Genomic DNA, 22,132 nt, shown 5'->3' with positions numbered 1-22,132 from the left:
TTTTGATAGATTTCATTGAACGCGTGCGAATTGTAAAGATGAGCGCGCCAATTTTGCAGGGAACGGCAGAAAAGGAGAAAACATGTTTGATGCAAAAAAGATAACTCGTGAAAACTTCGTGGACCGGCTGACCGCACGGGACGAACGGGCACTGGATTATGTAATTGATTCCTACGGCGGCATGATCCGGTCCATTGTGCGAAAACGCCTGTCGTCTTTGCCGAACCAGTGGGAAGAGTGTGAAAACGACATCCTTCTCGCGGTGTGGAACGAGATCGGTCATTTTGACAGTACAAAAAACAACTTTACGGGCTGGCTGGCGGCGGTCTGCCGGTACAAAGCAATCGACTGTCTGCGCAGAAGCATCAAATACCGGAACGAGCTTCCTCTGAATTACGAGGAACTGGATTGCTCCGCCGCACCGCAGCCGGAATTCGGCAGCGAGGTACGCGAAGCGGTTCTGGATTTGCTCCGGGAGCTTCCGGAAGAGGACCGCAGGCTGTTCTGGGACTGCTATGTCCGCGAAAAGCCGGCCGACCAGCTCGCGCGGGAGCGAAACATCAAGGTATCCGCCTTATACAACCGTCTGTCCCGAGGAAGAAAAAAACTGAAACAAATCAGGGAGGTAAAACCATGAAAAACATTTACGACCTGCTCAACGATGTGCAGGAGGAAACAGAAAAACAGGAAAACCCGAGGCTGAGCCGTTTTGAGAAAAATAAAATGAAGAACGGGTTCCGCCGCGCGGCGGGGTTCTCCGCTTCGCGATCGGCAACCAGATGGACGGCCGCGGCGGCATGCCTTGTCTGCCTGATCGGATTTTCCCAGACGGCTTTTGCGAAAACCGCGATTAACGGAATTCTTCAGACCATCAATCTGGGACACAACATCGTCTACCAGGAAGACCCGAACGCGGAACCCTCGAAGCCGGAAATCTATGATAAGAACGGGAACCTGATCACCAGCATGCCGGAGGGCAAAAGCGTTGACATCTACGATAAAAACGGCAAGAGGCTCGGATCGGTTACTGTAGGCAACGGTAATTCATCGGAGCAGGACGGCTGCGTCACCGAAAAGGACGCGAATAAAGCTTCAAAAAGCCTGTCCTTTAAACCTCTGCTGCCCTCTGCGATTCCATCCGGATACGCGTTCGACCACGCGGGACTTTATAAAGACGACAAAGGGAAAATCGACGGCGACTATGTCGATTTCTATTACACCAGCGGAGACAAGAAAATATTTGTTCAGGAAAGGCGGATCACACCGGAAACCACCACTGAAACCGGCGGCACAGACGTAAAAACGCTGACCGTCAACGGGAACAAAGCCGCAATAATCGATGGCGACACGCTCGAATGGGAAGAAAACGGGGTCGATATCTATATCACCACTCAAAAAAATATCTCCGAGCAGGATTTAATTTCGTTTGCGGAATCCTATCAGCAATCAAAGTAGCTTTCATGGAGAGACTGCACCCTTCTGTTGACAAAACGCTCCGGTTTCTGCAATTCTCAGAAACCGGAGCGTTTTTTACTTTTTGAAACGATGCTTGCGGGGATTTTCCCACGCCGGAAGGACCTGCTGAAACACCGCGTAATTCTTGTAGGTGACCTTTCGGTCCATATGTAAGGAGCCGAAAAACCACTTTTCGTAGCCGACCTGTTTTGTAATCTGCTCAAAAAACGCTTCGAGCTGGTTTTTTCCGCCCGCTCCGGGTTCGGCGGGAGCGGCGCCCATTCTGGGCGGCGGCGTGTGCGTCACAATATAATCCACCTTTTTTCCGGCGGCCTTCAGGTTTTCCGCACCCTCGCGCATCTCCTCCATGGTCGGCATTTCCCTGGCCCACCATTTGCCCGCTTCCATGCGGTACTGCTTCTCGGTGCTCTCGCCGCCGCCGAAAGCAAAAACCTTTTTTCCCTCAATTTCATAGACCTGGCCGCGGAGAAGGTGGTACAGATTCCCGCTGATCTGCCGGACTTTTCCTCCGTTCCACTCGGAAACCGGGTAACTTTCGAGCAAGTCGAAGTTCTCATGCGCTCCGTCCAAAAACAGGATGCGGTATTTCTTTTTGCCAAGCTTTTTCAGGACCTTTTCCTCCGCAGCTCCCCCGTCCCACAGAAATCCGAAGTCCCCACAGACGATCAGCGTATCTCCCGCCCTTAATCTGCGCATCTGCGGGGAATCGAAGCGGCTCATTTCCCCGTGCGTATCGGCGGTTAAATAGATCATACCGGTCTCCTCCATTATTTTATTCCCAAAGGGAAAGCAGCAAAAACAATTTTTATATGGCTTAGTTCTTTATCTTTTCGGAATTGGCTGTTATACTAACTATAAGATCAACTGAAGACCCGCTCAGTCGGCTTTATTATCATATCACATCGGAGGCAAAATTTCCATGGAAAAAAAGCTAGCATCCCTGTTTTCCGTTCTGCTCGTCTGCTGCGTTCTGTTCACCGCCGCTCCCACTCAAGCCGCGAGTTTTCCCGTCGACTTCAACACCTCCTGCGCGGCGATTGCCCTTGTGAATCTTGATACGGGAACCACCGTTTACCAGAAAAACGCGGACGCCCGCAGGGAGCCGGCTTCCCTGACTAAAATTATGACCTACATCATTGTCAGCGAACATGTGAAAGACCTGCAGGGGACTCGGGTAACGGTATCCAAAGAAGTGGTTGACCGGCTGCTGGGAACGGGAAGCTCGATGTCGAACATCAGAGTGGGCAATGTGCTGACGGTTTATCAGCTGCTCAACTGCATGATGGTTCCCTCCGGAAACGACGCGGCTCTGGTCCTGGCCGATTATGTCGGAAACGGGAACGTTGATAAATTCGTCGAACTGATGAACGAAAAAGCCAAAGCTCTGGGCTGTAAGGGTACGCATTTTGCAAACCCGCACGGGCTGCATAACGACCAGCACTACACAACCGCCAACGATCTGGTGAAAATTGCCCGCTACGCGATGAGCCAGCCCTACTTTATGCAGATCTGCTCCCAGACACGCTACACCTACAAACCTGTCGGAGGACCGGGCGCAGGGAAACAGATGCCGACGCTTTCCACGACTAACCTCCTGATCGACAAGAACGCCCTCGGTGGGAAATATTTCTACACCTACGCAAAAGGCATCAAAACCGGACATACGGACGAGGCGGGCTACTGCCTGATTTCGACCGCTTCCGCCTATGGCTACACCTATCTCTGCGTAGCACTCGGGGCGCCTTCTGTCGACGCCAACGGCAAAGCGGTCACGGCGCGCGGCGAAATGCTCGACAGCGCGGCCCTCTACCGTTGGGCGCTGACAAAGCTGGAACTGAAAAAAATCGTCGGAACCGACCAGTCCCTGGGGGAAGTCAAGCTGAACTACGCCTGGCAAAAGGACAGCCTGCTGCTTTCAGCGGAAAAAAGCTTTTCCGCGATTCTGCCGAAGGACGTCTCTTCGAGCAGCATTATCATCAATAAAACCATCCCGGACCATGTGGACGCGCCGGTGAAGAAAGGACAGGTCATCGGCAAGGCGACGCTCAAATATGCCGACCAGACGCTTGCCACCGTCAACCTGGTCGCGTCCGAATCCGTCGAGCGAAGCGAACTGCTGCACATGACCGACGTGGTGAAGTCGATTTTCACCTCCATCTGGTTCCTGATTATCGCCGCGCTGATTATTCTCCTTGTGGTCATTTATATTATCCTGACACTGATTTATAACCGGAAAAAGAAAAACATGCGCAAAGTGAAGAAATACAGAAAAATGTAACCCGCCGCGTCGGCACCCAAAAGAACCGGACGCCGAAACGCCTATTCAGGCGTCTCTGTGTCCGGTTCTTTTTCCGCTTGTGCTACAGGCAGAACAAGGGAAATTCGCGTTCCGATTTTTTCACGGCTCAGGACCTCCATGTATCCGCCGTGACGCTCGACGATCCACTTTGCGATGGAAAGCCCAAGCCCCGCGCCGCCGGTGGCACGGGCTCTGGATTCGTCGGTGCGGAAAAATCGGTCGAAAACCCTTGGAACCGCGTCCGGTTCAATGCCGATTCCGTCGTCCTGAACCGTCAGGCGGACCTCCCGGTCCCGGCTTGTGACGGAAATTCGGATTGCGCCCCCGGCGGGCGTATACTTCACCGCATTGTCCACTAAAATCCGCATTGCCTGCTTGATCAGCGCCTCGTCCGCTTCGATCAGCGCGGGCTCCGCCTGAAGCAGGTAATCGTGCCCTTTGTCAATCATCTTCGTTTCGCGAAATACCCGCTGTGCAAGGACGGAAACGTCAAACCGCTCTTTCTGCAAAAGCATCGTATTGTTGTCTCCACGGGCCAGAAAGAGCAGCTGCTCCACCAGCTGCTTCATATTGTCCGTTTCGCTTTTGATCGCCTCAATGGACTCCTGAAGGGCTTTTTCGTCGTTCTTCCCCCAGCGGTCCAGCAGGCTGACGTAACCCTGAATCACGGCGATCGGAGTACGAAGCTCATGGGAGGCGTCCGAGACAAAGCGTACCTGAGCGCGGTAGGATTCGTTGATCCGGTCCAGCATCGAGTTGATGGCACCCGCTAGGTTTTTGAGTTCATCCTGCGTGCTACTTACCGCAATGCGGGTATCCAGGCGCGACGCGTTGATTCCGTTGATTTTTCCGGCGAGCGTCTCAATCTCCTCAGGCGTAAACGGCCGGGACTGGTTCAGTCTGCGGGCCGTTTCGGCAAGCTCGGCAATCGGACGCAGTGTTTTTCGGATTCTTCCCGCGCGCGACCTCAGGCCGAAAAAAAGCAGCAGCAGCTCGGCGGCCAGAAGGACCGTCAAAACCGTTTTTCCCCGATGAACCTCGCCGTTCAAATCAACCGTAACAACGCAGTCCCGCCCGTTTTTCCGAAGAACAAGGGCGTAAGCCATTCCGTCAAGCCGGTGAAGCAGGGAAGCGCCGCTGTTTTCCGGAAAGGTTAAATATCGCTCTCCCGACAGCGACGGGGCAAAAAACAGCCTGCCGAGCAATGCTGGAATCGCCGTGCCGCCCGGCTTTGTCCCGCCTTCCCTCACCGTCACTCCGCCGCCCTGGAAAACGTCCGTTTCACTGCGTTCAAAGGCAGAAACCGCGAGGACGGCGGCGCGCTCCGCCTGACCGGCCGAAACAAGGAACAGGGAAGCGGTAAACAACAGATCGAGCGCCAGAAAAATTCCGATCATTTCGAAGAAAAAAACCGTGTTCAGCCGAAATACGATCGACCGTCTGGCACGGTCCTCGGGAGGTGATTTTCCGGTTTTCGTCGTCTCATTCTTCATCTTGAATCACATAACCGACGCCGCGTACCGTGGAAATCAGCCTGATTCCGTATACGTCGTCGATTTTGGAACGTAAAAAACGGACAAAAACGTCCACGGCGTTGGTCTCACCTTCATACTCATAGCCCCAGACATTTTCAAGCAGAACTTCCCGCGACAAAACCACGCCTTTGTTTTTCATCAGGTAACAAAGCAGATCAAATTCCCGCTTGGTCAGCGGCACAGCATTCCCGTTCACGGTCACTTTCCGGCGTGCCGGATCCAGTACAACGCCGAAAGCGGAAAGCTGTTCGCTTTCCGCCGGTGAACTTTTTCGCAGTGCGCTGCGAATTCTGGCAAGGAGCTCTTCTGTTGCGAACGGCTTCGTAATGTAATCATCCGCACCGCCGTCGAGTCCGGAAACTTTATCCATTGTGCTGTCCCTTGCGGTCAGCACAATCACCGGAACATCGGAAGAGCGGCGGATCCTTCGCAGGACCTCCATACCGCTCATTCCGGGAAGCATCAGATCCAGCAGGATCAAGTCAAAGCCGCCTGTCTCGGCAAGCTCCAGCCCGATTCGTCCATCCGCCGCCTTTTCAGTCGCATAACCCTCGTAATTCAGCTCCATTTCGATAAACCGCGCGATCTTCTGCTCGTCTTCCACAATCAGAATTTTCTTGCCCAACCAAATCACCACCCGGCACTCATTATTTTTTGTCCTCGCAGATCGATTTTTTCAAATCGTCCGTCGCGTTCGCCACGCTGTCCATCGCGTGATTGACGGAATCCTTGCCAAGGTCCGGCCCCTGAAAACGATAGCGCAGACCGAAGAACAACCCGACTATCATCAGCGGAAGGGAAACCCAGAATGCAAAAACAAGCAGCAGCACAAGAACCGTTACCGGGATGGAGGCCTTGCACTCATTCCCCTTTAAAACCTCAAACGTGTTGCTGTTTCCCTTTTGGATCAATTTGAGGCAAAACCTGCCGATCCGTTTCAGCAGCCCGGAAAAGCTTTCTCCCCTGTCCGCTCCACGGAATTCACCCCGCACCTGTTTTTCGCTGTCGTGCGGAATATCTTCCGCGCTGCTGTAAAACCCATTTCCCCGGGGAGTTTTCACTTTGCCCTGCTTCTCCAGGTAAATAAGCGCTTCCAAAAGATCGCCGTCGGTAGCTTCCAGCGCCGCCTTCGCCTCATCATAGCTTACATTCGCCCGTTCCTTCAATTTTTCAACCTGTTCCAAAGTAACCATTTGATTTGTTCCTCCTTCGTTTCTGTATCTCTAGATTAACAGGAACGACTTTAAGGACAATTTGAGGATCATTAAAATAGGATTAAAAACATTGTACGAAAACTTTTATTATTTTGCAAGACCAAACAGAAAAAGGCCGCCCCAAACAATCCACAGGATTGCCGGGGCGGTTCTTTTTTCCCGTTTTATGGTACAGGAGAACAACAGATGAACGAAACTTACTTTACTTCTACTTCTGCGCCTGCGCCTGTAAGTTTTTCCTTCATTGCTTCCGCGTCGTCTTTGGAAACGCCTTCCTTGACAGCTTTCGGAGCGCCGTCAACGAGTTCTTTCGCTTCCTTCAGGCCAAGGCCCGTAATCTCACGAACAGCCTTGATAACCTGAATCTTCTGCGCACCGGCGGACTTCAGGATAACATCAAATTCGGTCTTCTCTTCTGCGGCAGCAGCGGCAGCAGCCGGAGCAGCGGCAACAGCAACCGGAGCAGCGGCGGATACGCCGAACTCCTCTTCAAGAGCTTTGACGAGCTCGGAGAGCTCAAGAACCGTAAGGGATTTTACATCTTCAATCAGCTTTGCAACTTTATCAGACATAAGATAGAAACCTCCAAATTAATATATTTTTTTAAGCGGATGCCTGTTGTTTTTCGGCGATTGCGTTCAGAGCAACCACCAGTCCCTTGATCGTACCGTTGAGAACGGTGACCAAACCGGTAATCGGTGCGTTCAAGCCGCGAAGAGCCTGAGCAACCAGTTCCTCTTTCGAGGGCAGGGAAGCGAGGGTTTTGATCTCGTCCGCGGTCGCGGCCTTCCCGTCAATAAAACCGGCCTTGATTTTAAAAGTGTCGCTCTTATCGGCGTAGCCCGCAAGGATCTTGGCCGGCGCGACATAATCTTCCGAATGTACGGCAATAGCGGTTGTCCCTTCCAGAACACCTTCAAGACCGGAAATACCGGAATCCTGCAGCGCCAGACGCAGAAGAGTATTCTTGACGACCTTGTACTGGCAGCCTGCTTCACGCAGTTCCTTGCGAAGCTTGGTGTCAGCTTCCACCGTAATCCCTTTATAGTTTACGATAACGCCCGTATGGGCTGCTTTCAGGCTTTCGGACAGCTGGGAGACAGCCTGCTTTTTCCCTTCCAAAATCTTTTCACTTGGCAAATAGATTCACCTCCGTTGTTTCAGATCAACACGCAACGTAAAAGGCCTTTCCCGCTGCCGCAGAAAAGGCCTTCAACACACAAATGCATATCGAACCTTATTCTCGGCAGGCCGGAAAATCCATTAAGCATACAGCGCCTGCTGTCTTTGAATAAAGAAAAAACTATTGTTTTCAATTATTATAACAGAGAAAACAGTGAATGTCAATAAAAATCAAACGCCGAATTTGTTCGGGTTAATTTTCACGCCGGGGCCCATCGTGGACGCGACAACGCAGGACTTAATATACTGGCCCTTTGCGGCCGCCGGCTTCGCCTTGACAATCGCGCCGAGCAGGGCGTCGAAATTCTCGCGGAGCTTCTCGCTGCCGAAAGAAACCTTGCCGATTACGCAGTGAATAATATTGGACTTGTCGAGACGGTACTCAATCTTACCGGCTTTCGCTTCGGTAATCGCCTTTCCAATCTCGCGGGTAACGGTTCCGGCCTTCGGGTTCGGCATCAGTCCGCGGGGACCGAGAATTTTACCCAAGCGCCCGACCTGGCCCATCATGTCGGGCGTGGTGATCAGGACGTCAAAATCCATCCAGTTCTCGCTCTGAATCTTCTGAACCATTTCCTCGGCTCCGACGTACTCAGCTCCGGCCGCTTCGGCTTCATTTGCCGCGTCGCCTTTGCAGAGCGCGAGCACGCGCACGGTTTTGCCGGTTCCGTTCGGAAGAACGATGGCGCCGCGCACCTGCTGGTCCGCATGGCGGCTGTCAACGCCGAGCTTTACGTGAATTTCGACACTCTCGTCAAATTTTGCCGTGCCGGTCTTTACGCAAAGATCAAGGGCCTCATTCGCGTCATAAAGGCTGGAACGGTCAATCAGCTTTGCGCTGTTGTTGTATTTTTTTCCGTGTTTCATTGGTTATCCTCCCTGTGAAGTGGTAAAATCGGATTCATACTTCCTCCCACCTGGGCCTTTGATCAGTCCGCGACTTCAACACCCATGCTGCGCGCGGTTCCGGCGACCATGCTCATGGCCGATTCAATGGAAGACGCGTTCAGATCGGGCATCTTGGTCTCGGCGATCTTACGGATCTGCTCACGGGTAATTTTAGCCACCTTGGTTTTGTTCGGCTGACCGGAAGCCGTTTCGATTCCGCATGCCTTTTTGATCAGGACCGCGGCGGGCGGCGTCTTGGTAATAAACGTAAACGAGCGGTCGGCGTATACCGTGATGACAACCGGGATGATCATTCCCGCTTCGCCTTTTGTGCGCTCGTTGAATTCTTTTGTAAACGCCATAATGTTAACGCCGTGCTGACCAAGCGCAGGTCCTACCGGCGGTGCCGGCGTAGCTTTGCCGGCAGGTATCTGGAGCTTAATAAAGCCCGTAACCTTCTGAGCCATTTTACTGCACCTCCAAAATTCGTGGTTGATGGCGGAACGGCTGCGCCGTCCCTCCCACTGGGGCGATGCCCCTCATAACAGGCGGGGAATCCGCCGTATTACCGAAAAATAAAATCATTCCATCGCCTGAGCCTGGTTCAGCTCAAGCTCAACCGGCGTTTCGCGCCCAAACATGGACACCGTAACGTGAACCCGGTTCTTTTCCTTGTCGACTTCTTCCACAACACCGACAAACCCTTCGAGCGGGCCGTCGATAATCTGGACCGAATCGCCAACATCGTAGGAAACCTCAATCTCTCTTTTCTCAACGCCAAGCCTTGCCACTTCCTCATCCGTTAAGGGAATCGGTTTTGAGGATGGGCCTACGAATCCGGTGCAGCCGCGGATATTCCGCACAACATACCAGGACTCGTCGGTTAAAATCATTTTTACAAGGACATAGCCGGGGAAGATCTTCCGCTCCACATCGCGTTTTTTGTCATCTTTGATTTCGGTGACGGTTTCGGTCGGAACCAGAATCTGCTGGATCAGGTCGTGAAGCTGGCGGTTTTCCACCGTTTTTTCAAGATTGGAGGCTACCTTGTTTTCATAGCCGGAATAGGTGTGGACCACATACCATCTTGCTTCCTCTGGCAAAGAAAACCCTCCGCTTCTTCAGATTATTTTGCGACATTCATAATCAGCCCGAGCAGGTTGACCAGCAGCGTGTCCAGTCCGAAAACAAACAATCCGATTACGATAATGGTTGCCAGAACGACGCCGGTGTTTTTGAATACCGACTGCGGGGTAGGCCAAACCATTTTCTTGGCTTCGCTTTTGGTTTCGCGAAAGAATTTAGAAATACTTTTGCCAGCTTTGGTAAAGAAGTTTTCTTTCTTTCCACTTTTATCGGCCATAATTTCTTTTGTCCCTCCGTCCGGATTACTTCGTTTCTCTGTGAAGCGTATGTTTCCTGCAGAACCTGCAGTACTTGGTCATCTCAAGCCTGTCCGGATCATTCTTTTTGTTCTTCATCGTGTCATAGTTGCGCTGTTTGCATTCTGTGCAGGCTAATGTTACCTTGGTTCTCATGACGGCACCTCCCGCTGTACGGAAAAAATTTTTAAGCCCCTGAAAGAAGCTTCGGCCTCCCTCAAAATAAACGGGCACAAAAAAATAACCCCTTTATCGAGGTATAGACATCATAGCACAATCGTTTTTTTCTGTCAAGTTTTTTTAGTAATCATTTTATATTTTTTACACATTTTCCCATTTTGGACCGATTCTAAAAAAGCCGCACAGCCGCAAAACGTTGAATCGTCTTTACGGCTGTGCTCTTTTCGTTTCGGTGTCATAGGAATTGTCAACGGTTGAGCAGGGACTCCGCCGTGAATTTTTTCGGCTTCTTTTTCTTTTCCGGCTTTACTTTTTTGCCCTTCATCTTCAGGGCGGATTTGTAACTTTTCAGCACGTCCTCGTTCATCTGGGCACGAACGTTCTCGACGGCCTTTTCTCCTTCAATCCCGTTGAGGACGACAATCGTGATGATGGACCTTACGTCCATATCGCCCGCGATATAGAGGTCGTTCAAGAGCTGGGAACAGCGCGCAATGCGATCTTTTTCCGCCGGGTTGTTCACCAGAGCGTTGATTTTCGGAAGAAGCCGTTCCCTTGCAAACGTAACCGACCGGACGTCGCCGTAAACGGCCCTCTCTTCATTCAGTTCATCCTTCAGTTCGGGAAACAACCCGACAAACCGATTAAAGAAGAACAGCGGATCGACGTTGCTGTCGTCGTCCTTTTTGCGTTTTTTCCTCGCTTTCACCGCCGCCGTCTGCTTTGGGCCGGTGAGGGTTTCCGTAAAATCCTCCACAATGCTCTGTGCCTGGGCCGGCGTGTCGGTATCCGGGTCGTAAAGCCACATGGAAAGGGTTTTCCACTGGCCGTTCGGCTCCTCGCCGTCCATGTCGCAGGTACGCAGCGTAAAGCGTTTGCCGTTCTCCTGATACAGAACGCTGTAGGCGGCTCCTTCCCCGAGGAACAGGACTTCGCGCCCTTCTTCCTTTTTCACTTCGCCTTCTGTTCTGCGGAACCCCTGACCGTTCAGGGCCGTTTCAACACTGCCCGTCACCATTTCAAATACTTTTTGATCCATATGGTTCGTTCACTCCCGAATCTCAACTTTATCCTAAACTTTTATCTAAACTTTCCGTTCCATTTTTTGCTTGCAGACAGTAATTATACCTGATTATACTACATAAACATTTTTTTGTCACCATACAATTTATAAGACCCGCATTTCCCGAAAATAAGCAATTGCGTGCGCGGCGGCGTTGTGCTATCATATATATTTGTAGAATTCTGTTTGCACAAAGCCTGCTTCAAAAAATGCTGCTCTGCAGGACTGTTTGCGGAATTGCAAAGCAGGTGCTGCAATGGAGGATGAAGGAATGAACCGTAAAAAAATCGCCGTCCTGTTCGGCGGCTGTTCTTCTGAACACGAGGTTTCCCGCGTTTCCGCGTATTCTGTCATCAGCAATCTTTCCAAGGAGAAATATGAAATCCACCGTATCGGAATCACCAAGGACGGGCGGTGGTATCTTTATGAGGGGCCGCTGGATTCCATTCCAGACGGAAAATGGGAACAAAGCGAGCAAAAGCGTCCCGCTTACCTGACCCCGGACCGGGGTGCCGCCGGTTTTGTTGTGTGCGGACCGGACCAAACCGAAATTCTGAAAGTCGACTGCGTGTTCCCCGTTCTGCACGGCAGAAACGGAGAGGACGGAACCGTCCAGGGCCTTCTGCAGCTTTCCGGACTTCCGTTTGTCGGCTGCGGAACCCTCAGCTCCGCCGTGTGCATGGATAAGGCGGTCACTCACACGCTTTTAGCCGGCGTCGGCATCAAACAGGCACAATACCTATGGTTCTATTATTCCAGATATTTAAAGAACCCCGATAAAGTTCGCATTAAGATCGGCGCGAGGCTCGGTTACCCGGTGTTTGTAAAACCCGCGGGTTCCGGGTCCTCCGTCGGAGTCAGCCGCGTAAACAGCGAAGAGGAACTGGATGCCGCAGTCAGACTGGCTGCGACGGAGGGTGAAAAAATTCTGGTGGAGGAAGCCGTATCCGGGCAGGAAGTGGAATGCGCGGTACTGGGCAACGAAGAGCCGGAGGCCGCCGCGCTGATCGGCGAGATTGCCGCTTCCGCCGCTTTCTATGATTATGACGACAAATACAAATCCGGAAAATCGAAACTGTATATCCCGGCACACCTTTCCGATGAAGTGACTCAGGAACTGCGCGCAATCGCCGTCAGAGCCTACCGTACCCTGGGCTGCCGCGGGTTTGCCCGAGTGGATTTCTTTGTGCGGGGCAAGACGGAAATTCTGCTCAACGAATTGAACACGATCCCCGGCTTCACCCCGATCAGCATGTATCCGAAGCTTTGGGAGGCCTCCGGTCTCTCCTACGGCGATCTTCTCGACCGGCTGATCGAACTGGCTCTGGAAAAAGCATAAACCGTTTCTCATGGAACGAAACGGGAACGGAATCACTAATTACTTATCTTAGGAGTATAGAATGCAGGAGAACTATTTGATATCGATCAAAGGGCGCCAGAGAGTCGACGACGAGACCGGAGAAGTGGAGCTGACCACGTTCGGCTCCTATGTCCGGCGAGGCGACAGCCGTTATATCGTGTATAAGGAATACACGTCCGAGGATAAAAACACAACGAGGACGTCAATCCTTAAAGTTGACGGAGGAAACAAGGTGACGCTGATGCGCGGCGGTGAAGACAGCACCCGCCTGATTCTGGAACGCGGCAAGCGCCACCTTTGCCAGTACGACACCGAGTTCGGCAATATGATGATCGGCGTTTTTACCAGCCGGGTTCAGTCCGAGCTCAATGATCTGGGCGGAAAACTGGAAGTCAGCTACACGCTGGACATCAACTCCAGCCTGTCCAGCCAGAACGAGATTTTCATCACCATCAAGGAGGCAAACAACAAGGATGTCGAAATTAGCGCTGCAGGCAACTGAACAACTGAGGGACGCCATCCGCGACGCCATGCAGAAGGCGATGGAGAGCGGGGCCCTGCCCGAAGCTCCCCTGCCCGAATTTACCGTTGAAATCCCCGCGGACCGCACGCACGGAGACTGGGCAACCAACGCCGCCATGGTCGGCGCGAAAAGCTTTCGCTTCCCCCCGCGTAAAATTGCTCAGGCCATCGCGGACCATATCGACCTTTCCGGCACCTATTTCGACCGTTCGGAAATTGCCGGACCCGGTTTTTTGAATTTCTTTTTCAAAAGTCAGTTTTACGGCGACGTCTTAAAAGACGTAATCGCCCTCGGCGACGGCTACGGCCGCAGCAATTTCGGTCAAAAGGAAAAAATCATGGTGGAATTTGTTTCCGCCAACCCCACCGGCCCGATGCACATGGGCAACGCCCGCGGCGGAGCGCTGGGCGACTGCCTCGCCTCCGTTCTGGACGCCGCCGGTTACGACGTCACCCGTGAGTTCTATGTAAACGACGCCGGAAATCAGATTGAAAAATTCGGAGCTTCGCTGGAAGCGCGCTATCTTCAGATTTATCTGGGGGAAGAAGCCGTGGAGTTTCCGGAAGACGGCTACCAGGGGGACGATATCCGCGACCGGGCAAGGGAATTCGCCGACGAAAACGGCGACCGCTTTGTAAAGGCTGATTCCGCTGAACGCCGCCGGGCACTGGTCGATTTCGCCCTGCCTAAAAATATCGACAAGATGAAAACGGACCTGAAAAAATACCGCATTCGTTACGACGTCTGGTTCCGCGAAAGTACAATTCACGAAGACGGTGAGCTGCAGGAGACAATCGACCTTCTGAAAAGCCGCGGCATGACCTATGAAAAGGACGGCGCGCTGTGGTACCGCGCGACGGCGCTCGGCGCAGAAAAGGACGAGGTCCTGATCCGCCAGAACGGAAACCCGACTTATTTTGCGGCGGACATCGCCTATCACCGCAACAAATTCTCAAAACGGGGTTTTGACCGCTGCATCGACGTATGGGGCGCGGACCACCACGGCCACGTCGCGCGGATGAAAGGCGCGATGAACGCCGTCGGGCTGGACGGCGGCAAGCTGGACGTCGTTCTGATTCAACTGGTCCGGCTGGTGCGCGGCGGCGAAGTCGTCCGTATGAGCAAGCGCACCGGCAAGGCAATCGGGCTTGCCGATCTTCTGGACGAGGTTCCCGTGGACGCGGCGCGTTTCTACTTCAACCTGCGCGAAGCCACCTCCCAGATGGAATTCGATCTGGACCTCGCCGTACAGCAGGATTCCCAGAACCCGGTTTATTACGTCCAGTACGCTCACGCGAGAATCTGCAGCATCCTGAAAAATCTGGCGGCGGAAGGAATCTTCCCGCGCGACTGCACGGATGAGGAGCTGGCTCTGCTGAATTCGCCCGAAGAAATCGAGCTGATCCGCCATATTGCTTCGTTTACTTCCGAAATCGTCGCCGCGGCGCAGAATTACGATCCGGCGCGGATCACGCGGTATGTCATCGAGCTTGCGACATTGTTCCATAAATTTTACAACATGCGCAGAGTCAAGGGCGAAGAGGAGCCTTTAACCGCGGCACGGCTTTATCTATGCCGCGCGACCATGACGGTCCTTCGCAATGTGCTTTCCATGTTTAAAATCACGGCTCCCGAAAGCATGTGAGCCGTTCAGAAATGCAGGTGTAAAGAAAGAAAAATGGAATTACTTGATCGGCTTCCTCTTCTTCTGGACCCGATTCCCGATTTTCACGCCGCCGGGCTGCCGGCCGGCGCCGAACCCGAACTCTGGCTTGCGGAGCACCCGGATGCGGCAAGGGATCTGCTGCGCGGATTTCTTGCCGCCGGGGCTCAGGTTCTGCGTGCGCCCACGCTGACGGCGAACCGGTTCTGCCTGCCCGACTGCGACATCTCCGGACTGAACCGGAAGCTGCTGAGTATCGCCTGCAGCGCCGCCCGGCCCGGAATCCCCGTAGGCGGAGCAATCGGCCCCAGCGGCCTGTTTGTGCCGCCGCACGGCGAGTCCGACTTTGACGATATTTTTGACGGATACCGGGAACAGATCAGGGCCTTGGACGAAGGCGGAGCCGATTTCCTTATTTTAGAAGGTTTTCACGCTCTTTCAGATCTTCGCGCTGCCCTGCTTGCCGCCCGAACCACCGGTCTTCCGGTGATCGCGCTGATGTCCGTTGATTCCGACGGGAATACCATGACCGGCGGAAGCCTTCTGCCCGGGCTAATCACCCTTCAGGCCATGGGAGCGGACGCGGTCGGTCTCTGCTGCACCGCGGAACCGGACCTTGCGGAACAGTTCCAGCGCGCACGGCAGCACGCGGCGGTGCCGTTTGCCATCCGGCTTGAAATCGCGGGTCTGTCTCCCCGGCAGTTGGCCGAAGCGGCCGTTTCGTTTTTAGACGCGGGCGTTGGAATCTTGGGGACGGGGACCGGGGCCGGACCGGAACACCTGAAAGCCCTTGCGAAAACCCTAAAAAATTACGGCCCCCCCATGCTGCCGGAGGAGCCGGACTGCGACGCCGCCGCCATTGAGCAGGAAGCCTTTTTCCTGGGCGACGATATTATTCTGAGCGAACCGATCCGCTGCACCAGTTCGCTTGAAGACGACCTGATCGACCTGGACGACGAGCAGGTCACCGCCGCGCTGGTGGAAATAACCGGCATGGACGACGCGGTTTTGCTCGGCACCGTCGGCGGCATGGCCCGGTTGCCGATTGCGGTTCATGCAGATATTCCGACGCTTCTGGACGCCGCGCTGCGGTACTTTCAGGGCAGGCTGATCGTTGACTCCGACTGTCAGATTGAACGCGAAACTTTGGAGCCGCTGGCCGCGAAATACGGCGCGATCATCTACTGAGCGGCGTACCGCCGCATCAGCGCTCCGCCGTTTCCCCGGGCTCGGCTGGGTCCGGGCCGGAAACGGGCCGCTCCGGCTCCATCCACTCGTCCCAGCTCAGGAAACCAAGGCACAGGGACGCAATCCCGAAAAAGCAGGCGACCACGCCGGTCGTCAGCGCCCAGTTTGTAATTTCGAACGGCCCGATCACCATGGAGATCATTGCGAGGACAAGCCCGATGTCGAAAAAAAGCATCGCGAGTCTTTCATTGCTCATTTTAGTTCCTCCAGTCCGTTTGCAAAATCAGCCATCTGCGGAAGGGTCAGCCGCTCCGCCCGCGTTGCGGGGGGAATTCCGACGTCCTCAAGCACCCGGAGCACCTGCTCCTTTTCAAGCCCCAGCCCGGAGGACACGGAGTTTAACACCGTTTTTCTCCGTTTGCCGAACGCCGCGCGGACAAGCGCAAAAAAACCTTTTTCACTGAGTACCCGAACCGCCGGTTCGTCGAGCACGTCCAGCCGGATCACGGCGGAATCCACATTCGGCCGCGGATAGAACGAAGTTCTGGGCACTTCGAACAGAATCTGCGGTTTCGCATAGTAGCTGACCGCCGCGCTCACGGCTCCGCAGTCCCGGCTGCCCGGCGGAGCACACAGCCGCCGCGCCGCTTCCTTCTGCACCATGACCGTCAGCGAGGACACGGGCAGCCGTTCCTCCAGAAACCGCATCAGCACGGGCGACGTGATATAATACGGCAAATTGGCGCAGACCGAAATTTTCATTGTGCCGAATTTTTCCTTCAACAGCTCCGCGAGGTCCAGTTTCAGCACGTCCCCCTGAACAATCTCCACATTCCGGCAGGAGCCCAGCGTTTCCCCAAGGACCGGCAGCAGGCCCTTATCCAGTTCCACCGCAACCACCCGGCCGGCCCGCGCGGAAAGCTCGCGGGTTAATACCCCGAAACCGGGGCCGACTTCCAGCACCCCTGTGGTTTCATCCGCTCCGCACTCCAGCGCCATGCGCGGGCAGACGGCCGGGTCGATCAGAAAATTCTGGCCCAGGGACTTTGAAAAGCGGAAGCCGTGCCGTTTCAGCACCGCCTGTATGGTTGAAAGGTCCGTCAACTCCATGCTGCTGATCCTCCGATCTCTCTTCTGCCTTTATTATAGCATACCCTGACCCGAATTTCCATTTCAAGCAATTCTGCGATTTACTGGGAGGACTTTTTATGAAGCGCACCGACAAGGCAAATTATTATCTCGACATTGCGGAGACCGTTCTGGAACGGGGGACCTGCCTGAGGCGCAACTTCGGCGCGATCATCGTCAAAAACGACGAAATTGTGTCCACCGGCTACACCGGCGCGCCGCGCGGCCGAAAAAACTGCATCGATACCGGAATCTGCGTACGGGAATCCCTGAAAGTCCCGCGCGGAGAACGTTATGAGCTGTGCCGTTCCGTCCACGCGGAAATGAACGCGATCATCAGCGCTTCGCGCGGGGACATGATCGGCGCCACGCTTTACCTGGTCGGCCGGGAGGCAGACTCCGGCGATTACGTTGCCCACCCCGCGCCGTGTTCGCTGTGCAAGCGGATGATCATTAACGCGGGCATCACCCGTGTCGTGGCGAGAAACACAGCCTCCGACTTCACCGTGACGGACGTGCAGGACTGGGTGGAGAACGACGAGTCTCTCGCCGGAAAGTTCGGGTACTGACCGCAATCGAAACATCGGCCCTCGCGGGCGCCTTCCGGCTGCCGCGAGGGCCTTTTATTCTTCTTTTTCCTCCCGGTTGCCGGCCCTGTCCGCTTCGTCCCGCTTCCCAAACGCGCGGTCGGCCGCCTCCCGCGCAAGGTCAACCAGAATTCTTTCATTGTCGTCCCCGTCCTTCTGCGGCCTGGGCGGAATCTCCGCATAGACCTCCCCCACTCTGGACCGCATCCACAAGCCCGGGATGATCCTCATGGAATATCCGCAGCCCGGCTCGGTGATCCAGTCGTAAAACTCCGCGCGCGGAAGCCCGTACGCCGCAAGGATGCTCATCAGCACCCCGCCGTGCGCCACAAGGACCGCGGAAGTCATGCCGGAACGCATCAGACCTTCCGCAATCTTTTCAAAGGCCGCGCAGACCCGCCGGGAAAACGCCGCGCCGTCCTCTCCGTTCGGCGGCGTGACCGGCTCCCCGTTTCCGGCGATCCACCGGCGGAAACGGCCGTCTTCCCGCGCGATTTCATCCGCCGTTTTTCCCTCCCAGTCCCCAAAATCACATTCCCGCAGATCGGGGATCAAAATCGGTTGGGCGTCCGGATATAAAATTTTCATTGTTTCGGTGCAGCGGCGCAGCGGACTGCAGAGATACGCCTGAGCCTGAGGGTATGAGTGTTTTTCCCGCAAAGCGCGAAGATGCTCCGCCCCCTGTTCGGATAGAGGCAGGTCCGTTGAACCGATATACCTGCCCTGCTCGTTTCCTTCTGTCGTTCCATGGCGGATCAGATGAACGGTATAGGATTTCATAAAACTCTCCTTCAGCGCCGCCCCCGCCGTTTTGCTCAAGATACGGAAAGTATCAGAAGTCCCGGCACGATATCTAGCGGCTTTACAAATTGTTATATCTATTGTATACTTTACATTGCGTTTATTATACAGGATTCGACAGGGGATAGTCAAATGAACAACAATTTTGCCCGGATTATTACTTTGCTGCGCAAGGAACGCGGATACAGCCAGAAAAGAGCCGCCGGGGACCTCGGCGTTTCTCAGGCGCTGCTTTCCCATTACGAAAAGGGAATCCGTGAATGCGGACTTGACTTTGTAGTCCGGGTCGCGGACTACTACAGCGTATCCTGCGACTACCTGCTGGGCAGGACGCCGCACCGCAGCGGAGCAACGATTTCGGTGGAGGATATCCCCGAGCCGGACGCAGTGGGCAAGGAAAACACCCTGCGCGGGAGCCTGCTGCCGGTACTGAATAAAAAGCTGATCGCAAATTCCCTGAATATTATTTTCGGAATTTTGCAGAAATGCGGAAACAAGGCTTTGACCATGGAAATTTCCGCCTACCTGAATCTTTCCGTTTACAAGGTGTTCCGGATGCTGTATTCCGCGAACCTTAAAAATCCGCAGGGGCTTTTCTCGGTGCCCTTAAAGCTTGGAGCAGGCCGGTCCGCAGCGGCGCAGCAGATCTCGCTGTCCAACGCGGAATGCCTGATTTCCGGCGATAAGGTGGATGAGATGGAGGGTGTGGATAAAAACGCGCTGCCTTCCCTTTCCCCCGAAAAGCTGTCCTCGGAATATCCCCTGTTTGCCTCTTCGCTCTTCAACCTGATTCAGAATTCGGAAGTTCGGATGGGAGCAAAAAAACAAACCAAATAAAATTATAGCACGGCCTTTGCCGTTTGAAAACGGCAAAGGTCAAAATCGGGCAAATGGAAGCCGGAGCGCGCAGCGCCCCGGCTTTTTTTAGGCCTTTACGAAAGCATTCCCATGCTGTATTTCCACGCAAGGATGCGCAGCACGGAATCGTTAAGCCTGTCCACACTGATCGTGCCGTCCTCCACGGCGGCGTACAGGGTGTTGAAGCTGTCTTTGATATCCGGTGTCAACAAAAGATCGTTTCCCGCCTGAAACGCCTTCACAGCCGCGTTTTTGCCGCCCAGAAAGTTCGTGACTCCCTTCATGGAGAGGTCGTCCGTCATGACAACCCCGGAAAAGCCGAGCGTCTCCCTCAGAATCCTGTGCACCTGCGGCGAAAGCGACGCGGGATTTCTGGAATCCATGCACTCAACGATATTGTGGCAGACCATCACACAGGGCGCTCCCGCCTGAATCCCCGCCTGAAACGGCAGAAAATCATACTGCTGAAAGGTCTGATAACTGCGCTTGTCCGTCGCAACGCCGGTATGAGTGTCCGCATTGTTTCCATAACCCGGAAAATGCTTAAGCGTACAGGCAAGTCCCTGGGCTCGGTAGGCTTTCACAGAAGCCGTGACAAACTCCGCGGTCTGCTCGGCGTTCTGTCCGAAGGAGCGCGCATAGATAAAATCGGACGGATTGACGGAAACGTCGCAGACCGGCGCCAGGTTCATATTCAGGCCAAGTGATTCCATCAGCCGGGACTTCTTCTCCGTGTCCTGTTTAATTCCGTCCAGTCCGCTTTGATGAAAAATCTGCTGAGGGGAACGGAATTTCTGCTCTGAAAGAGCTGGAAACTTGCTGATGCGCACCACCGTGCCGCCCTCTTCATCGCAGCAGAGAATCATCTTGATTTTACTGGAATTCTGATAGGAAGCAAGCGTTTTGCGGACCTGATCGGCCGTTTTGCCTTCAAAGTCCCGTGCCGTCAGGCAGTAGCCGCACGGCTGATAATCGTCGATCACCATAACCTGTCCCGCAGTGGGACAGGTAACCAGGAAAACCTGGCCCACCTTTTCCCTGGTTGTCATTTTTGTCAGGCGCCGCTGTGCCGCCTCGCCGTAAGCCGAAAAAAGCCCTTTCACCGGCTTGTACTGCGTTCCCGAGGCCGCGGATGAGGAAGAGGGCACCGCTGAGGAGGAAGGGAGAGAGGACGGCTGGGACACTGTGATTCCGCCGGCGGGGGGAAACATGCGGTCTAAAGCTTTGTCGGCAATCCTGTAAAAGCCGAAAGCCGCGGCGCCCACACAGAGAAAGAGCAATAAAAAAAGCATGGTTTTCCCCGCGATGCGCAGGCCTTTGGCACGCCGTTTTTTCATCGCTTTCCCTCCCCGCCGAGTGCATTAACCATTTTTCAGAAGGCTCCGGTACAGACGAATATATTCGTTCGCGGAACGGCCCCAGCTGAAATCGCATTCCATGGCGCGCCGCATCAGGATTTCCCAGCCCTCCGGATTTTGGTAACCCTGAAGCGCCCGGCCGAGCGCGTGAAGCATATCGCCGGCGTCATAGGTCTGGAAGGTAAAACCGTTGCCCTCCCCGTCGCCGCTGTCGGTAATAGAATCCTTCAGTCCGCCGGTTTCCCTCACGACGGGAATCGAACCGTAACGCAACGCGATCATTTGAGAAAGCCCGCACGGCTCGCTTTTGGACGGCATCAGGAAAATATCGGACGCTGCGTAGATTTTGTGAGAAAGCTCAGGCACAAACCCATAGCATGTGCACACGCGCCCGGGGAACCGTTCCTGAAGCTGCCGGAAAAACGTCTCGTACTCCCAGTCGCCGGAGCCGAGAATGACAAACTGGCAGTCCGTCGAGTTCAGCAGCTGATCCAGCGAATCGCGCACCAGATCCAGCCCCTTGTGGGAAACCATGCGCGTCACCATGCCGATGAGCGGCGTCCGTTCGGAAACCGCAAGACTTAACCTCTTTTGCAGTTCCGTCTTGTTCGCAGTTTTCCCGGACAAATCATCCGCGGAATAATTGGAATAAATCTCCGGGTCAGTCTCCGGATTATAGACCCCGGTGTCAATTCCGTTCAGGATTCCGCTCAGTTTCCATTTCCGTTCCAGAAGTATGCTGTCCAGTCCATGGGAATACCACGGATCCAGAATTTCCGAAGCATAGGTTGGGCTGACCGTTGTGACGCGGTTCGCACATTCGATCGCGCCCTTCAGAAAATTGACGCACTCACCGAACTGCAGCAGAGGAAGGGAAGTCTTCGGCAAACCGAGAACATCTTCCAGAAGTTCTTCCCCGTATTTCCCCTGATATTGAATATTATGAATCGTCAGAACCGTTTTCATTCCGCGGAACCAGTCGATATCCGCATAGAATGTGCTGTAATAAACCGGTACCAGCGCGGTCTGCCAGTCGTTTGCGTGAATGACGTCCGGCTTAAAATCGATGTAGGGCAGCATTTCAAGCACGGCGCGGGAAAAAAAGGCAAAGCGCTCCGCATCGTCGAAATGGCCGTACAGGCCGTGACGTTTAAAATAATACTGGTTGTCGATCAGGTAGTATATCACGCCGCCGACATGAGTTTCGAAAACGCCGCAGTATTGCCTGCGCCATGCGACCGGCACGGACAGGCTGGTCAAAAATTTCATCCCGTCTCGCAGTTCCTGCGGAATGTCCTCGTAAAGCGGCATCACCACACGGCAGCCGATCAGACGAAGCCGGAGCGCCTGCGGCAATGAGCCGGCAACCTCCGCCAAACCGCCCGTCGAAGCAAACGGCATTGCCTCGCTTGTACAGTACAGTACCTTCATTTCTAATACCCCCTTG

At 54.3% G+C, this 22,132-nt stretch carries 26 protein-coding genes and 1 other annotated feature; of the genes, 9 read left to right on the top strand and 17 right to left on the bottom strand.

The features are described from left to right. Positions 1-82 precede the first annotated feature (82 nt). Together ACLQ3M_RS01330 and ACLQ3M_RS01325 are read left to right on the top strand one after the other, a co-directional pair. Positions 83-637 carry a sigma-70 family RNA polymerase sigma factor gene (locus tag ACLQ3M_RS01330; RefSeq protein ID WP_411675906.1) on the top strand — a complete coding sequence of 185 codons (555 nt, stop codon included), beginning with the start codon at positions 83-85 and terminating at the stop codon, positions 635-637. Continuing rightward, entirely contained in the window at positions 634-1,455 is an 822-nt protein-coding gene (locus ACLQ3M_RS01325; protein ID WP_411675905.1) for a DUF4367 domain-containing protein, read from the top strand. Before ACLQ3M_RS01330 ends, ACLQ3M_RS01325 begins: the two co-directional genes overlap by 4 nt. 75 nt (positions 1,456-1,530) lie before the next feature. On the opposite strand, the gene ACLQ3M_RS01320 is transcribed toward ACLQ3M_RS01325, so the two are convergent. Next, on the bottom strand, positions 1,531-2,229 hold the full coding sequence (locus ACLQ3M_RS01320) for a metallophosphoesterase family protein (protein WP_411675904.1): 699 nt from the start codon (positions 2,227-2,229) through the stop codon (positions 1,531-1,533). A gap of 166 nt (positions 2,230-2,395) precedes the next feature. On the opposite strand from ACLQ3M_RS01320, the gene ACLQ3M_RS01315 reads away from it, so the two are divergent. After that, positions 2,396-3,754, top strand: coding sequence for a D-alanyl-D-alanine carboxypeptidase family protein (locus ACLQ3M_RS01315; protein ID WP_411675903.1), 1,359 nt, complete (start codon positions 2,396-2,398; stop codon positions 3,752-3,754). Between the two features lie 41 nt (positions 3,755-3,795). On the opposite strand, the gene ACLQ3M_RS01310 is transcribed toward ACLQ3M_RS01315, so the two are convergent. From ACLQ3M_RS01310 to ACLQ3M_RS01260, 11 genes are all read right to left on the bottom strand, one after another. Further along, positions 3,796-5,268 (bottom strand): sensor histidine kinase, encoded by a 1,473-nt coding sequence (locus ACLQ3M_RS01310; protein WP_411675902.1) that lies wholly within the window; start codon positions 5,266-5,268, stop codon positions 3,796-3,798. Beyond that, complete coding sequence (locus tag ACLQ3M_RS01305) at positions 5,258-5,935, bottom strand: response regulator transcription factor (protein ID WP_411675901.1); 678 nt, start codon at positions 5,933-5,935, stop codon at positions 5,258-5,260. The genes ACLQ3M_RS01310 and ACLQ3M_RS01305 overlap by 11 nt, the downstream gene beginning before the upstream one ends. Before the next feature lie 22 nt (positions 5,936-5,957). Beyond that, positions 5,958-6,503 (bottom strand): DUF4342 domain-containing protein, encoded by a 546-nt coding sequence (locus ACLQ3M_RS01300; RefSeq protein WP_411675900.1) that lies wholly within the window; start codon positions 6,501-6,503, stop codon positions 5,958-5,960. 218 nt (positions 6,504-6,721) lie between these two features. Beyond that, positions 6,722-7,096, bottom strand: a complete 375-nt coding sequence (gene rplL / locus ACLQ3M_RS01295; protein ID WP_066649917.1) for a 50S ribosomal protein L7/L12 — start codon at positions 7,094-7,096, stop codon at positions 6,722-6,724. Positions 7,097-7,127: 31 nt separating this feature from the next. After that, entirely contained in the window at positions 7,128-7,664 is a 537-nt protein-coding gene (gene rplJ, locus ACLQ3M_RS01290) for a 50S ribosomal protein L10 (RefSeq protein WP_187037235.1), read from the bottom strand. Positions 7,665-7,692: 28 nt separating this feature from the next. Next, positions 7,693-7,833, bottom strand: a sequence feature (ribosomal protein L10 leader region). Positions 7,834-7,877: 44 nt separating this feature from the next. Continuing rightward, positions 7,878-8,573 carry a 50S ribosomal protein L1 gene (gene rplA, locus ACLQ3M_RS01285; RefSeq protein WP_411675899.1) on the bottom strand — a complete coding sequence of 232 codons (696 nt, stop codon included), beginning with the start codon at positions 8,571-8,573 and terminating at the stop codon, positions 7,878-7,880. Between the two features lie 62 nt (positions 8,574-8,635). Next, on the bottom strand, positions 8,636-9,061 hold the full coding sequence (rplK, locus tag ACLQ3M_RS01280; protein WP_066649909.1) for a 50S ribosomal protein L11: 426 nt from the start codon (positions 9,059-9,061) through the stop codon (positions 8,636-8,638). Positions 9,062-9,175: 114 nt separating this feature from the next. Further along, on the bottom strand, positions 9,176-9,697 hold the full coding sequence (nusG, locus tag ACLQ3M_RS01275) for a transcription termination/antitermination protein NusG (RefSeq protein WP_066649906.1): 522 nt from the start codon (positions 9,695-9,697) through the stop codon (positions 9,176-9,178). A 23-nt stretch (positions 9,698-9,720) separates the two neighbouring features. Then, positions 9,721-9,957 carry a preprotein translocase subunit SecE gene (secE, locus tag ACLQ3M_RS01270; protein ID WP_411675898.1) on the bottom strand — a complete coding sequence of 79 codons (237 nt, stop codon included), beginning with the start codon at positions 9,955-9,957 and terminating at the stop codon, positions 9,721-9,723. Positions 9,958-9,982: 25 nt separating this feature from the next. Further along, entirely contained in the window at positions 9,983-10,132 is a 150-nt protein-coding gene (rpmG, locus tag ACLQ3M_RS01265; RefSeq protein ID WP_066650113.1) for a 50S ribosomal protein L33, read from the bottom strand. A gap of 271 nt (positions 10,133-10,403) precedes the next feature. Continuing rightward, positions 10,404-11,195 carry a hypothetical protein gene (locus ACLQ3M_RS01260; protein WP_411675897.1) on the bottom strand — a complete coding sequence of 264 codons (792 nt, stop codon included), beginning with the start codon at positions 11,193-11,195 and terminating at the stop codon, positions 10,404-10,406. Between the two features lie 295 nt (positions 11,196-11,490). On the opposite strand from ACLQ3M_RS01260, the gene ACLQ3M_RS01255 reads away from it, so the two are divergent. The 4 genes from ACLQ3M_RS01255 (at position 11,491) to ACLQ3M_RS01240 (ending at position 15,953) form a co-directional block, all read left to right on the top strand. Continuing rightward, positions 11,491-12,558: a D-alanine--D-alanine ligase family protein gene (locus tag ACLQ3M_RS01255; protein ID WP_411675896.1), complete on the top strand. Its 1,068-nt coding sequence runs from the start codon at positions 11,491-11,493 to the stop codon at positions 12,556-12,558. A 61-nt stretch (positions 12,559-12,619) separates the two neighbouring features. Continuing rightward, complete coding sequence (locus ACLQ3M_RS01250; RefSeq protein WP_066649896.1) at positions 12,620-13,081, top strand: DUF1934 domain-containing protein; 462 nt, start codon at positions 12,620-12,622, stop codon at positions 13,079-13,081. Next, positions 13,053-14,747 (top strand): arginine--tRNA ligase, encoded by a 1,695-nt coding sequence (gene argS, locus ACLQ3M_RS01245; protein WP_411675895.1) that lies wholly within the window; start codon positions 13,053-13,055, stop codon positions 14,745-14,747. Before ACLQ3M_RS01250 ends, argS begins: the two co-directional genes overlap by 29 nt. A 33-nt stretch (positions 14,748-14,780) precedes the next feature. After that, positions 14,781-15,953 carry a homocysteine S-methyltransferase family protein gene (locus ACLQ3M_RS01240; protein WP_411675894.1) on the top strand — a complete coding sequence of 391 codons (1,173 nt, stop codon included), beginning with the start codon at positions 14,781-14,783 and terminating at the stop codon, positions 15,951-15,953. Between the two features lie 16 nt (positions 15,954-15,969). On the opposite strand, the gene ACLQ3M_RS01235 is transcribed toward ACLQ3M_RS01240, so the two are convergent. Continuing rightward, on the bottom strand, positions 15,970-16,209 hold the full coding sequence (locus tag ACLQ3M_RS01235; RefSeq protein ID WP_411675893.1) for a hypothetical protein: 240 nt from the start codon (positions 16,207-16,209) through the stop codon (positions 15,970-15,972). Next, entirely contained in the window at positions 16,206-17,063 is an 858-nt protein-coding gene (gene rsmA, locus ACLQ3M_RS01230) for a 16S rRNA (adenine(1518)-N(6)/adenine(1519)-N(6))-dimethyltransferase RsmA (protein WP_411675892.1), read from the bottom strand. The genes ACLQ3M_RS01235 and rsmA overlap by 4 nt, the downstream gene beginning before the upstream one ends. A 98-nt stretch (positions 17,064-17,161) precedes the next feature. Here rsmA and ACLQ3M_RS01225 point away from each other — a divergent pair, with 98 nt between their 5' ends. Next, entirely contained in the window at positions 17,162-17,650 is a 489-nt protein-coding gene (locus ACLQ3M_RS01225) for a deoxycytidylate deaminase (protein WP_411675891.1), read from the top strand. Between the two features lie 54 nt (positions 17,651-17,704). Here the strand turns inward: ACLQ3M_RS01225 and ACLQ3M_RS01220 are convergent, their stop codons facing one another. Next, on the bottom strand, positions 17,705-18,448 hold the full coding sequence (locus ACLQ3M_RS01220; RefSeq protein WP_411675890.1) for a histidine phosphatase family protein: 744 nt from the start codon (positions 18,446-18,448) through the stop codon (positions 17,705-17,707). A 153-nt stretch (positions 18,449-18,601) separates the two neighbouring features. On the opposite strand from ACLQ3M_RS01220, the gene ACLQ3M_RS01215 reads away from it, so the two are divergent. After that, on the top strand, positions 18,602-19,306 hold the full coding sequence (locus ACLQ3M_RS01215; protein WP_187037249.1) for a helix-turn-helix domain-containing protein: 705 nt from the start codon (positions 18,602-18,604) through the stop codon (positions 19,304-19,306). A 95-nt stretch (positions 19,307-19,401) separates the two neighbouring features. Here the strand turns inward: ACLQ3M_RS01215 and ACLQ3M_RS01210 are convergent, their stop codons facing one another. Together ACLQ3M_RS01210 and glgA are read right to left on the bottom strand one after the other, a co-directional pair. Continuing rightward, a complete protein-coding gene (locus ACLQ3M_RS01210; protein WP_411675889.1) occupies positions 19,402-20,664 on the bottom strand; it encodes a glycoside hydrolase family 3 protein in 1,263 nt (420 codons plus the stop codon). Positions 20,665-20,688: 24 nt separating this feature from the next. Beyond that, on the bottom strand, positions 20,689-22,116 hold the full coding sequence (gene glgA, locus ACLQ3M_RS01205; protein ID WP_411675888.1) for a glycogen synthase GlgA: 1,428 nt from the start codon (positions 22,114-22,116) through the stop codon (positions 20,689-20,691). Between the last annotated feature and the right edge of the window lie 16 nt (positions 22,117-22,132).

This window comes from Caproicibacter sp. (assembly GCF_046707225.1).
Classification (GTDB): domain Bacteria; phylum Bacillota; class Clostridia; order Oscillospirales; family Acutalibacteraceae; genus Caproicibacter.
The sequence above is the reverse complement of the archived record's forward strand: the minus strand, read 5'-3'. Positions and strand labels throughout refer to the sequence as shown.

Coding starts and splice junctions, on each gene's coding strand:
- ACLQ3M_RS01330 (WP_411675906.1), top strand. CDS start 83: ATGTTTGATGCAAAAAAGATAACTCGTGAAAACTTCGTGGACCGGCTG.
- ACLQ3M_RS01325 (WP_411675905.1), top strand. CDS start 634: ATGAAAAACATTTACGACCTGCTCAACGATGTGCAGGAGGAAACAGAA.
- ACLQ3M_RS01320 (WP_411675904.1), bottom strand. CDS start 2,229: ATGATCTATTTAACCGCCGATACGCACGGGGAAATGAGCCGCTTCGAT.
- ACLQ3M_RS01315 (WP_411675903.1), top strand. CDS start 2,396: ATGGAAAAAAAGCTAGCATCCCTGTTTTCCGTTCTGCTCGTCTGCTGC.
- ACLQ3M_RS01310 (WP_411675902.1), bottom strand. CDS start 5,268: ATGAAGAATGAGACGACGAAAACCGGAAAATCACCTCCCGAGGACCGT.
- ACLQ3M_RS01300 (WP_411675900.1), bottom strand. CDS start 6,503: ATGGTTACTTTGGAACAGGTTGAAAAATTGAAGGAACGGGCGAATGTA.
- rplL (WP_066649917.1), bottom strand. CDS start 7,096: ATGTCTGATAAAGTTGCAAAGCTGATTGAAGATGTAAAATCCCTTACG.
- rplA (WP_411675899.1), bottom strand. CDS start 8,573: ATGAAACACGGAAAAAAATACAACAACAGCGCAAAGCTGATTGACCGT.
- rplK (WP_066649909.1), bottom strand. CDS start 9,061: ATGGCTCAGAAGGTTACGGGCTTTATTAAGCTCCAGATACCTGCCGGC.
- secE (WP_411675898.1), bottom strand. CDS start 9,957: ATGGCCGATAAAAGTGGAAAGAAAGAAAACTTCTTTACCAAAGCTGGC.
- rpmG (WP_066650113.1), bottom strand. CDS start 10,132: ATGAGAACCAAGGTAACATTAGCCTGCACAGAATGCAAACAGCGCAAC.
- ACLQ3M_RS01260 (WP_411675897.1), bottom strand. CDS start 11,195: ATGGATCAAAAAGTATTTGAAATGGTGACGGGCAGTGTTGAAACGGCC.
- ACLQ3M_RS01255 (WP_411675896.1), top strand. CDS start 11,491: ATGAACCGTAAAAAAATCGCCGTCCTGTTCGGCGGCTGTTCTTCTGAA.
- ACLQ3M_RS01250 (WP_066649896.1), top strand. CDS start 12,620: ATGCAGGAGAACTATTTGATATCGATCAAAGGGCGCCAGAGAGTCGAC.
- argS (WP_411675895.1), top strand. CDS start 13,053: ATGTCGAAATTAGCGCTGCAGGCAACTGAACAACTGAGGGACGCCATC.
- ACLQ3M_RS01240 (WP_411675894.1), top strand. CDS start 14,781: ATGGAATTACTTGATCGGCTTCCTCTTCTTCTGGACCCGATTCCCGAT.
- ACLQ3M_RS01235 (WP_411675893.1), bottom strand. CDS start 16,209: ATGAGCAATGAAAGACTCGCGATGCTTTTTTTCGACATCGGGCTTGTC.
- rsmA (WP_411675892.1), bottom strand. CDS start 17,063: ATGGAGTTGACGGACCTTTCAACCATACAGGCGGTGCTGAAACGGCAC.
- ACLQ3M_RS01225 (WP_411675891.1), top strand. CDS start 17,162: ATGAAGCGCACCGACAAGGCAAATTATTATCTCGACATTGCGGAGACC.
- ACLQ3M_RS01220 (WP_411675890.1), bottom strand. CDS start 18,448: ATGAAATCCTATACCGTTCATCTGATCCGCCATGGAACGACAGAAGGA.
- ACLQ3M_RS01215 (WP_187037249.1), top strand. CDS start 18,602: ATGAACAACAATTTTGCCCGGATTATTACTTTGCTGCGCAAGGAACGC.
- ACLQ3M_RS01210 (WP_411675889.1), bottom strand. CDS start 20,664: ATGAAAAAACGGCGTGCCAAAGGCCTGCGCATCGCGGGGAAAACCATG.
- glgA (WP_411675888.1), bottom strand. CDS start 22,116: ATGAAGGTACTGTACTGTACAAGCGAGGCAATGCCGTTTGCTTCGACG.